Annotated in this window: 11 protein-coding genes; 3 read left to right on the top strand and 8 right to left on the bottom strand. The window is 68.8% G+C overall.

All coding sequences use genetic code 11. The annotated features are described in order from the left end of the window. Positions 1 to 713: 713 nt before the first annotated feature. From ACYVL2_RS00385 to secE, 7 genes are all read right to left on the bottom strand, one after another. Positions 714 to 1,862: a hypothetical protein gene (locus tag ACYVL2_RS00385; RefSeq protein ID WP_460539021.1), complete on the bottom strand. Its 1,149-nt coding sequence runs from the start codon at positions 1,860 to 1,862 to the stop codon at positions 714 to 716. A gap of 206 nt (positions 1,863 to 2,068) precedes the next feature. Then, positions 2,069 to 2,458 (bottom strand): ribosomal protein bL12, encoded by a 390-nt coding sequence (gene rplL / locus ACYVL2_RS00390; protein WP_460539023.1) that lies wholly within the window; start codon positions 2,456 to 2,458, stop codon positions 2,069 to 2,071. Between the two features lie 31 nt (positions 2,459 to 2,489). Beyond that, positions 2,490 to 3,029, bottom strand: coding sequence for a 50S ribosomal protein L10 (gene rplJ, locus ACYVL2_RS00395; protein WP_460539025.1), 540 nt, complete (start codon positions 3,027 to 3,029; stop codon positions 2,490 to 2,492). 278 nt (positions 3,030 to 3,307) lie between these two features. After that, positions 3,308 to 4,006 (bottom strand): 50S ribosomal protein L1, encoded by a 699-nt coding sequence (rplA, locus tag ACYVL2_RS00400; protein WP_460539027.1) that lies wholly within the window; start codon positions 4,004 to 4,006, stop codon positions 3,308 to 3,310. A gap of 57 nt (positions 4,007 to 4,063) precedes the next feature. Next, positions 4,064 to 4,492 carry a 50S ribosomal protein L11 gene (gene rplK / locus ACYVL2_RS00405; RefSeq protein WP_460539029.1) on the bottom strand — a complete coding sequence of 143 codons (429 nt, stop codon included), beginning with the start codon at positions 4,490 to 4,492 and terminating at the stop codon, positions 4,064 to 4,066. 197 nt (positions 4,493 to 4,689) lie between these two features. Continuing rightward, positions 4,690 to 5,427 (bottom strand): transcription termination/antitermination protein NusG, encoded by a 738-nt coding sequence (gene nusG / locus ACYVL2_RS00410; RefSeq protein WP_460539031.1) that lies wholly within the window; start codon positions 5,425 to 5,427, stop codon positions 4,690 to 4,692. A gap of 223 nt (positions 5,428 to 5,650) precedes the next feature. After that, positions 5,651 to 5,932 carry a preprotein translocase subunit SecE gene (gene secE / locus ACYVL2_RS00415; RefSeq protein ID WP_460539033.1) on the bottom strand — a complete coding sequence of 94 codons (282 nt, stop codon included), beginning with the start codon at positions 5,930 to 5,932 and terminating at the stop codon, positions 5,651 to 5,653. A gap of 229 nt (positions 5,933 to 6,161) precedes the next feature. Between secE and ACYVL2_RS00420 the strand changes: the two genes are divergently transcribed. After that, positions 6,162 to 7,337 (top strand): RNA-guided endonuclease InsQ/TnpB family protein, encoded by a 1,176-nt coding sequence (locus tag ACYVL2_RS00420; RefSeq protein ID WP_460539585.1) that lies wholly within the window; start codon positions 6,162 to 6,164, stop codon positions 7,335 to 7,337. A gap of 162 nt (positions 7,338 to 7,499) precedes the next feature. On the opposite strand, the gene ACYVL2_RS00425 is transcribed toward ACYVL2_RS00420, so the two are convergent. Further along, positions 7,500 to 8,003 carry a GbsR/MarR family transcriptional regulator gene (locus ACYVL2_RS00425; RefSeq protein ID WP_460539035.1) on the bottom strand — a complete coding sequence of 168 codons (504 nt, stop codon included), beginning with the start codon at positions 8,001 to 8,003 and terminating at the stop codon, positions 7,500 to 7,502. Between the two features lie 84 nt (positions 8,004 to 8,087). Between ACYVL2_RS00425 and ACYVL2_RS00430 the strand changes: the two genes are divergently transcribed. Beyond that, positions 8,088 to 9,008: an ABC transporter ATP-binding protein gene (locus tag ACYVL2_RS00430; RefSeq protein WP_460539037.1), complete on the top strand. Its 921-nt coding sequence runs from the start codon at positions 8,088 to 8,090 to the stop codon at positions 9,006 to 9,008. Between the two features lie 2 nt (positions 9,009 to 9,010). Beyond that, positions 9,011 to 10,660, top strand: a complete 1,650-nt coding sequence (locus ACYVL2_RS00435) for an ABC transporter permease (protein WP_460539039.1) — start codon at positions 9,011 to 9,013, stop codon at positions 10,658 to 10,660. Position 10,661: the final 1 nt, after the last annotated feature.

The raw sequence follows: 10,661 nt of genomic DNA on the forward strand, positions 1-10,661 counted from the left end.
CGGCTGCCGAAGCCCCTCCCAACTCAGGGTCGTATCCCTCCCGGCCTCGAGGGCCGCGGACCTGCCAGCGCCGGGGGCGGGCTGGTTCGCCTCGAACGCGAACGTTGCCCGCGCCACGTTGTGGCGCTTGAGTCACTAGTTTGCAGGATCAAGTCACACTTCGTCAAGTCGAGCGTCTGCGGCGTCGCGGTGCGATCCTTCGCAGCCGCGCCCAAGGCGAGGCGTGTAGACCCCAGCGCCGTCGAGGTCGGGCGGCGCCTGAGAATGCGGCGGGCCGCCCCGCCCCGAGCCGCCCGGGGTTCCGGGCGGGGGAACCGCTCGCCGTCGCCCTCGAAACGGCCGGGCCCCACACGCTGGGTCGGGCCATGGGTATCCGTCGGCGGCGGCGCTAAACGTCGCGGGCGCCGAGCGGACCGAGCCGTCCCCTCCGCGGCTCGGTCCGCCTTCGTCCGCCAGGTGCGGCCGGGCGGGAATCCGGCGTGCGGCGCGTGACGCCGCTGCGTCGCCATTTCGGTTACGGCGCCTCGAGTGCCGCACGCCGGACGGTTCCGTGGTTCCCGGTCGGGACCGAGGTCCGCCCGGCATCGCGCCCGCGGCGGTCGCTCGCGACGCCGAGTCAGCTTGTGCGCGCGATCCGACCGCCTCACCGAATACAACGAGCCCGCGCCGGAAAGGTGACGCGGACTCGGAAGTTTTTTCGACACCGATGCGGCCTAAGTGACGACGATGCCGCGGGCGCGGTCGAGCGACTCGATCACCGCCTCCCGCCAGTCGCGCAACTGCGACTCCACGGAGCTGTAGTGCTCGTAGAGGAGGACGTCCCAGGCGGCGCGGGCCGCTTCGCGGTAACCGGAGGCGTCGGCGCACGCGGCGAAGTCGACGGCCATGTCGATCTCCGCGGCGCGCCGGCCTTCGAAGTCGCCCGGTAGGTCGTCCGGCGGCTCGGGCACGGCGGCCCGGCCGTCCCCTTCGGCCACTCCTCCGCCGTAGAGGCGCTGCCAGTAGCGCCGCACGGGCAGGCCGCCTTCGCGGTCGAACCGCCAGTCGGCGTGGCCGCGGCCGTCCAGGCAGTCGAGCATCGCCGCCTGCGGGCCGGCCAGCCGGTCGTCCCAGGACTGGAGCACGGACTGGCGGTCGAGGTCGTATTCCTCGACCGGCGCCGAGGGCCGCCAGTTCCACGGATCGTCCGCCCCGCCGAGGGCCGCCTCCTCGGTGAGGCGCGTCTCGCCGTACAGGGACTCGATCATCTCCCTCAGGCATCCGCCGGGTTCGGCGTCGGCCGGGGCGGGCGCGCCGCCGGACCGGTGCAGTTCGGCGAGGCCGCCTTCGGTGAGGTAGGCGGCGGCGTAGTGCGCCCGTGCCCAGTCCTCGCCCGCGTAAGCGAAGTACCAGTCGCGTCGCCGCTGTTCGGAAAGGCCTTCGAAGGCCGAGTTGTCGACCGTGTCCGTCCGCCCGGGGACGCGTTCGAGGTGGGCGGCCGCCTCGGCGGAGCCTGCCGCCTCGGGCGCTCCGGCCCAGAGGCCGAAGCCCGTCTCGGCGGCGGTCCCGGCGTCGGGCAGCCACGTCTCGTAGGGGTAGCGCTCGGAGCGTGCGGCGGCGTCGACGTCGACGTCCGCGAGCTCCCAGGCGTCGTGCACCGTGAAGCCTCGCGCTTCGAGGCAGGTGCGGACGATCCGGTTCTCGGCGTTGCCGAGTTCGAGCTCCAGCAGCCTGGTGTCCCGGACCAGTCCGACCAGTTCGGCCGCGGCCGCGGGGTCGACTTCGGGGGATGCTTCGCCGGCGGTTTCGGTCGGGGCGCAGGCGCCGGTCGCGATCGCGACGACGGCGGCGCCGAGCGCGGCACGCCGCCTCCACATGCGCATCGGTCTCCTCTCGTTCCCTGGTTTCCGATGTGAAGACGCCGTGAGGTGCGCCCGCGTTGCAATGCGGGCGGGGATTCACCGGATTCCGGCCCCGGAACCGCGGCCGGGGCGGGCACGACGAAACCGGGGCCGCGACACCTTCCGGTGTCACGGCCCCGGCCGTACAGGGCTGGGAGGCCCCGTCGATATGTCGCTGAGTGCGTCTCCTACTTCAGGGAGACGGTGGCGCCGGCGCCCTCGAGGGCCTCCTTGGCCTTCTCGGCGTCGTCCTTGTTGGCACCTTCGAGAACAGCCTTCGGGGCGCCCTCGACGAGCTCCTTGGCCTCCTTGAGGCCCAGGGAGGTGATGCCGCGGACTTCCTTGATGACCTTGATCTTGGAGTCGCCGGCCGACTCGAGAACGACATCGAAGGTGTCCTTCTCAGCGGCGGCTTCCTCACCGGCGCCGCCGGCGGCGGCGCCGGCCGCGGCGACGGCCACGGGAGCGGCGGCGGTGACGTCGAACTCTTCCTCGAACGCCTTCACGAACTCCGAGATCTCAAGGAGGGTCATCTCCTTGAAGGTGTCGAGCAGCTCTTCAGTGGACAGCTTGGCCATGGTGTTTCCTTTCTAAGTCTTGAACCGGGGGCTATTCCCCACCGGCCGCTTTCTTGTCCTGCAGGGCCGCGGCCAGTCGCGCCATCTTGGAGACGGGCGCGTTGAGGACGGCTGCGGTCTTCTGCGCATTGGCCTTGAGCGCGCCGGCCAGCTTCGCGAGGAGCACTTCGCGCGACTCGAGGTCGGCGAGCTTGGTGATCTCTTCGACGCTGAGGGGCTTGCCCTCCATGACGCCGCCCTTGATCACCAGGGCTTCGTGCTGCTTGGCGAAGTTGCGCAGTCCCTTGGCGGCTTCCACCGGGTCGCCTTCGATGAAGGTGATCGCGGTGGGACCGGTGAACAGGTCGTCCAGCTCGGTCAGGCCCGCCTGGTTCGCGGCGCGCTTGGCGAGGGTGTTCTTGGCGACGCGGTAACGCGCCCCCTCGCCGAGGGAACGCCGGAGCTCCCCCAGTTCGTCGACCGAGAGGCCGCGGTACTCGGTGAGCACGGCGGCCGACGCGCTCGAGAACCTGTCGGTCAGCTCGGCGATGGCGGCCTGCTTGTCCGCCGGGTATTCTTCCCTTTCAGCCATGTTTCCCTCCTTTCTCGGCTGATCAATCCTCAACCGTCACGGAGGCGACAAAAAAGGCGTCCTCGCGGACGCCTCAGCACTTGACCGGAGGTCAACCAAGAAAGCTGGCCGACACCATGGTCGTTTCGAGTCGCCCTGCGTTGGCCCCGGGTGGTTTACAACCGCGCAAGGCGGTGGCCGACGGTCTTCGGGTTGTGGAAAACGAATCAAGCTTAGCAGTGGGAACGGGAAAGCCCCGGCGCAGGAGGCTGCGCCGGGGCCAGGTCACACTCGGTTCGCTACTTGGCGGCCTTGACCGCCTGCGGGTCGACCGGGATGCCCGGGCCCATGGTGGTGGTCAGGGTGACCTTCTTGATGTAGAGGCCCTTGGAGCTGGAGGGCTTGAGCCGCTGGATCTCCTCGACCGCGGCCGCGTAGTTCTCCGCGAGCTGGTCGGCCGAGAAGCTGGTCTTGCCGATCAAGAGGTGCAGGTTGGCGTGCTTGTCGACGCGGAAGGAGATCTTCCCGCCCTTGATCTCGGTGACCGCCTTGGCGACGTCCGGCGTCACCGTGCCCGTCTTCGGGTTCGGCATCAGGCCGCGCGGGCCCAGGATCCGCGCGATCCGGCCGATCTTGGCCATCTGGTCGGGCGTGGCGACGGCGGCGTCGAAGTCGAGCCAGCCGTCGGAGATCCGCTTGACGAGGTCGTCGGAGCCGACCTCGTCGGCGCCGGCGGCCACCGCGGCCTCGGCCTTGTCGCCCTCGGCGAAGGCGATGACGCGGACGGTCTTGCCGGTGCCGTTCGGCAGGGAGACGGTGCCGCGGACCAGCTGGTCCGCCTGGCGCGGGTCGACACCGAGCCGCAGCGCCACCTCGACGGTGGCGTCGAACTTGGTCGGCGAGGTCTCCTTGGCGAGTTCGACGGCCTCAAGCGGCGCGTACAGCCGCGAGCGGTCGACCTTCATCGCGAGGTCGTTGTACTTCTTGCTGCGCTTCATGTTCCATCCTTCGGATGTCGTGGTGAGGACGAGCGCTCGCCCTTCCACAGGGTCGGATTATTCGACGGTGATGCCCATGGAGCGGGCGGTGCCGGCGACGATCTTCGCGGCGGCGTCGAGGTCGTTGGCGTTCAGGTCGGGCATCTTCTTCTCGGCGATCTCCCGGACCTGGTCCTGGGTCACCTTGCCGACCTTGTCGCGGTGCGGCTCGCCCGAGCCCTTGTTGACACCGGCGGCCTTGAGCAGCAGCTTCGCTGCCGGCGGGGTCTTGAGGGCGAACGTGAACGAGCGGTCCTCGTAGACCGTGATCTCGGCCGGGACGATTTCGCCGCGCTGGTTCTCCGTGGCCGCGTTGTAGGCCTTGCAGAACTCCATGATGTTGACGCCGTGCTGGCCGAGGGCGGGACCCACCGGCGGAGCCGGAGTGGCCTGGCCACCCGCGAGTTCCAGCTTGAACGTCACAACGGCCTTCTTGTTGGGAGCCATCGTGTCCTTCTCTTCCTGGGCTGATCTGCAGCTCGCAAGCTTCGCTGCGACTGGCTGTCACGGGGCGGATCGCCCCGCTGGGTGCATGGCGCACCTGCCGCATGCAGGCACGCAGCCTCTCCAGGGTACTCGTCGGAGAAGCGCACACCTCAGGCGAGGTGTGTGAGCTATGACCGAGCCGACGTGCGGCTCGGACGTCAGAGTTTGGAGACCTGGTTGAAGTTCAGCTCGACCGGGGTCTCGCGGCCGAAGATGGAGACCAGCACCTTGAGCTTCTGCTGCTCGGCGTTGATCTCGGCGATCGTGGCCGGCATCGAGGCGAAGGCGCCGTCGACGACGGTGACCGACTCGCCCTCGGCGTAGTCGACCTTGATCTCGGGCTCGGCGGCGGACTCTTCGGCGGTCGCCTCGGTCTCGGGCTTGTGCTCCGGCGGCAGCAGCCACTGGATGACCTCGTCGAGCGGGAGCGGGCTGGGCCGGTCGGTGCGGTCGACCACGCCGACGAATCCGGTCACGCCCGGGGTGTTGCGCACGACCGAGTAGGACTCGGGCGTCATCTCCATGCGGACGAGCACGTAGCTCGGGAAGACCTTGGCCTCCACCTTCGACCGCTTGCCGTTCTTGATCTCGACTTCGGTGTGGGTGGGGACTTCGATCTGGTAGATGTAGTCCTCCATGTCGAAGGACTGGATCCGGTTCTCGAGGTTCGAGCGCACCCGGTTCTCGAAGCCGGCGTAGGAGTGCAGCACGTACCACTCGCCGGGGGCGAAGCGCAGCTTCGCGCGCAGCGCCTCGGCCGGGTCGACCTCGGGCTCGGCGTCGGCGGCCTCGGCTTCCTCGGCCTCGAGGGCGGCCTCCTCGGCGGCGTTCGCGTCCTTGGCCGCCGCAGCCTGCGCCTCGGCGTCGATCTTCAAGGCTTCGTCGAACTCAGACACGCTTAGCTCTCATTCCGGCTCGTCCCCGCGGTCGCGGGGAACCACATTGCTTTCTTTGACTGCGGTGAACTTCCGCGAACTCACGGCGTCACTGGCGTCGCCGTGGCTCCTTAACAGTCACGCGCCGGCGGAACCGGCGCGTGTTTATACCCCTAGGGTAACCGCCGTGCCGCCGAGCGGGAGCCGGGCACCTCGGAACAGGCGCAGGTCACGTCGGGAAAGTTCAGGCGTCGGCGCCGAAGGCCCGGCGGACCAGGTCGCCGAAGAGCAGGTCGAGGCCGCCGATGTAGGCCATCATGATGCCGACGAAGATGAGCACCACGATGCTGTAGACGATCAGCTGGCGCCTGGTGGGATAGACGACCTTGCGGAGCTGCTCGACGACCTCGCGCAGGAAGCGGCCCAGCTTCTTGAAGGGGTTGCGGTCCGCCCGGCCCTCTCCGCGCTTGGGCGTGGGACGACCTTTGCCGGCGGTCGTGTCGGAGCGGCTGGTGTCGTCGGCCACGTCGGCTTCCTCCAGGGTTCGTCAGCTACGTGAGCATATCCGTAGGGCACTCAAGTCAGCAGCATACCTTTACCGGACGCTGGCGTAAAAGCCCGTCCTTCTGGGCGGGGATGAAACGCCCCACCGCTATGCGGGGCGTTGCTGCGGTTCGATGTACTGGCAGATGTTCGACAGGGGCGCGCCGGCGCCTGGTCACGAAGGCCAAGTGTACAAATATGGCCGAAACCACATGCCTGCTACGCGGAGGCCTGTGATCCGCTCCAATGGGGCAAAACGTAGAATATGGCTCGTGCAGTTGCGTTACAACTTTCGTGCCTTCCCGGATGGGGGTCGGCGGCGGGCGTTGGCTCGTGCGTTCGGGTGTGCTCGGGTGGTGTGGAACGACTGCCTTCGCGCTCGGAAGGAAGCGCACGCGGCCGGGGAGCCGTACGTGTCCTCGGCAGTGTTGTCCAAGCGGTACATCACCGCCGCCAAGCGCACCCCGGAGCGCTCCTGGCTGAGCGAGGTGTCGGCCGTAGTCCTTCAGCAGTCTTTGCGGGACCTGGATGCCGCATATAAGGCGTTCTTCGACTCGGTGAACGGTAGGCGGAAGGGGCCGAAGGTCGCTTCGCCCCGGTGCCGGTCCCGCAAGGACTCCCGGCAGTCGATCCGTCTGAACACCAACGCCTTCGCCTTGCGCGGCAACGGCCGGGTGTACCTGGCGAAGATCGGCGAGGTGAAGGTGGCCTGGTCGCGTGAGCTTCCGGCCGCGCCCTCGAGCGTGACCGTGGTCAAGGATTCCGCCGGACGGTACTTCTTGTCGTTCGTCGTCGAGACCGCCCCCGAGCCGCTGCCTGAGAACGGCATCGAGACCGGTATCGACCTGGGGCTGAGCGCGTTCGCGGTCACCAGTTCCGGTAAGAAGATCGACAACCCGCGCTTCCTGCGAGGAGCCGAACGCAAACTCAAACGCCTCCAGCGTGCGCTTGCGCGCAAGGAGAAAGGAAGCAAGAACCGGGCCAAGGCCCGAGCGAAACTCGCTCGGCAGCACGCCAAGGTCGCCGATGCCCGGCGCGACTGGCACCACCAGGTATCGACGCAGATCATCCGCGACAGCCAAGCGGTGTACGTCGAAGACCTCGCGGTGTGCGGTCTCGCTAGGGGCCGGCTGGCCAAGAGCGTGCACGATGCCGGATGGTCGGCGTTCGTGCACATGCTCGAATACAAAGCCGCCCTCCACGGACGCGACTTCGCGAAAGTCGACCGGTGGCTCCCGTCGAGCCAGACCTGCTCAGCCTGCGGTGTGGGGGACGGCCTCAAACCGCTCAACGTCCGCGAATGGACCTGCGCCGCGTGCGGGACGTGTCATGACCGGGACGTCAACGCCGCGAGGAATATCCTGGCCGCCGGGCGGGCGGACAGGTAAAACGCCTGTGGACCGCCGGTAAGACCTGGGAAACCAGGCACAGCGGGCCGAAGCAGGAACCCACCGAGACCCGCAACCTTGCGGGTGGTAGGAATCCCCGGCCTTCAAGCCGGGGAGGACGTCAAATGGTAGATCGGACGATGTCCACCCCTTCGGGCGAGGCTACGCTTCGCCGCGCCCTCTCGCCTCGCTCAGACGCGCCCGGTGCTCGGTCCAGCGCTCGCGCATCGCGGCCATCTCGACCTTGACGAACTCCATGAAGTCGGCGGTCTGCCGGATCCGGTCGCGTCCGGCGCCCTCGGGGAGGGTCCGCACGCCTTCGAGGGCGACTTCAAGGTAACGGTTGAGGATCGGGCCCCGGTCGAGCATGACCGAACCCCAGATGTCCTCGTCGTTGAGCCGGTAGATGTCGGCGCGGGTGGAGGCGCGGCGGCCCTTGAGGAGCAGACCCGCGGTGGTGAGGTCCCGGACGGCCCCGGAGACGGCGGCGAGACTGATCCCGATGCCTTCGGCGATCTCGGCGGCGGTGTAGGTGTCGGCATCGTCGACCAGGACGTAGGCGAACACGCGCGCGGACATGCGCTGCATGCCGCTGTCGGTCAGGATGTCGGCGAAACGCTCCACGTAGTCGAGCAGTTTTCCCGTGTCACCGCTGCGTTCGGTCATCGATCCCCCTCGTCGGCCGCCTCCATGGTATAGCCGATCATCTTACATTTCACAAATTTATGAAAGTTGTGATACTCTGTGGCGATGACCGCTGTCATCCACACCGAGAACCTGGTCAAGCGCTTCGGTCACGTCACCGCGCTCGACGGGCTCGACCTCAAAGTGTCCGAGGGCCAGACCCACGGATTCCTCGGCCCGAACGGGGCCGGCAAGTCCACCACCATCCGCATCCTCCTCGGGATGCTCAGAGCGGACGGCGGCACCGCCCGACTCTTCGGCGCCGACCCCTGGAACGACGCCGCCGAACTCCACCGGAAACTCGCCTACGTCCCCGGCGACGTCGCGCTCTGGCCGGGCCTCACCGGCGGGGAGACGATCGACGTCCTCGGCCGCCTGCGCGGCGGCATCGACCGGCGCAAACGCGACGAGCTGCTCGAGCGGTTCGACCTCGACCCGCGCAAGAAGGGCCGGTCCTACTCCAAGGGCAACCGGCAGAAGGTCGCCCTCGTGGCCGCCTTCGCCGCCGACGTGCCGCTGCTGCTGCTCGACGAGCCCACCTCAGGACTCGACCCCCTCATGGCCGCCGTGTTCAACGAGGTCGTCCGCGAGGTCGCCGCCGAAGGCAAGACCGTGCTGCTGTCCAGCCACGTCATGAGCGAGGTCGAGGCCCTGTGCGAGCGGGTCAGCATCATCCGCAAGGGCGTGGTCGTCGAGACCGGCACGCTCGCGGAGATGCGACACTTCACCCGCTCCCAGGTCCACGCGACCCTGAAGCAGCCCGTCCGCGGCCTCGACGACCACGACGGGGTCCACCATCTCGAGGTCGACGGGCTCGACGTGCGATTCCAAGTCGACGGCACGGCCCTCGACGACGTGCTGGCGCAACTGGCCGTCGCCGGGATCACGAGCCTCACCTGCGAGCCGCCGTCGCTGGAGGAGCTGTTCCTGCGCTACTACGGGGACGAGCTGGCCTCCAAAGGCGTCGACAACGGCAACGGAGCATAGCCATGGCCACCGCTGCACCCGCGAAGCCGCGGGAGGGAAGCCTCGGCACGCTCGCCGGCACCGGCAAGCTGCTGCGCTTCCACGCCCGCCGCACCCGTGTCTACCTCATCGCCTGGCTCGGAGGCATGTTCGCCTTCAGCGCGCTGATGACCGTCTCACTGCCGGAGCTGTATCCCGACGCGGCCGCCCGCGCCGAGGCCGCGACGCTGCTCGACTCGCCCGCGATGCGGTTCCTGAGCGGGCCGACGGAGTACATCGCCGCCTACGCCGACTCGGTCGGGCCGATGTTCGCCCACCAGATGCTCATGTGGTCCCTGGCGGTCACCGGCGTCATGTTCATCCTCTTGATCACGCGGCTCACCCGCGCCGACGAGGAGACCTCGCGCTCGGAGGTGGTCCGCTCGCTGCCGGTCGGCCGCCGCGCCGACATGGCGGCGGCGCTGCTGCTGTCCTTGATCGCCGCCGTCGCGCTCGGCGCCCTCATCACGCTGTCGGTGCTCCCGCTCGAGGACACCGATCCGCTCGATGCGGTCCTCTACGGTTTGGCCTTCACCGCCACCGGCGTCACGTTCGCCGCGATCACGGCGGTGTGCGCGCAGCTGGCCGGGTACGGCTCCTCGACCAACGGACTGGCCTTCGCCGTGCTCGGCTTCGCCTTCCTGACCGCCGGCGCGGGCTACGCGCAGGAGAACTGGGTGGCCTGGCTCTCTCCGATCGGCTGGCCCGAGCTCACCTACGTCTACACGCCCGACCAGCGGTGGTGGCCGCTCGCCGTCTCCGTGCTGGTCTCGGCGGCGCTGGTGTGGCTGGCCTTCGGCCTGGTCGCGCGGCGCGACTTCGGGGCCGGGATGCTGCCGGCCCGTCCCGGTCCGGCCACCGCCAGGCGGGGACTGCGTTCGGCGACGGCGCTGACGTTCCACCTGACGCGCGGCATGCTCGTGACCGCCGTGTTCAGCATGCTGGTGCTGGGGTTGATGTACGGATCGATCACGGGCAGTGCCGACCAGTTGCTCGACAGCCTGTCGGAAGCGCAGCGCGAGGTGATGACCCGCGGCAGCGAAGCGGAGCCCACGGACTCGTTCGCGGTGACCGCCACCCAGGTCCAAGCCTTCTTCGCCTTGATCTTCGCGCTGCTGGTCATCGGCCGCGCCCGCAAAGAGGAAACCGGGGGGCGCGGGGAGCTGCTGGTCGCCGCGCCCGTCCCCCGGTCCGCGTGGCCCGGCTCCTACTTCGTGGCCGCGATGGTCAACGGCACCGTCGGCGTCCTGGTCGGCGGCCTGGCGTTGGCGGCGGCCGGAGCGAGCTCTTTGGGCGAGTCCGGCGCCTTCGGCAGGCTGTTGCTGGCTCAGGTGAACTACCTGCCGGCCGTGTGGCTCATGATCGCGCTGGGCTTCGCGCTGCTGGGCTGGCTGCCTCGAGCGGGCGTGCTGCGGTGGCTGCTGTGGCTCTACGTGTTCGTCGTCGGCTACTTCGGCGCGCTCATCGAGGGCCTCCCCGAGTGGGCGAAGCGGCTTTCGCCCTTCGAGCACCTCGCCGAGTATCCGCTCGACGACATGGACTGGGTTCCGTTCGCGGTGCTCACCGTGCTGGCCGCGGCGGTCGCGGCCGCGGGATACGCCGGGGTGCGCCGCCGCGACCTCCAGTTCGCTTAGT

Source organism: Glycomyces halotolerans, assembly GCF_054779575.1.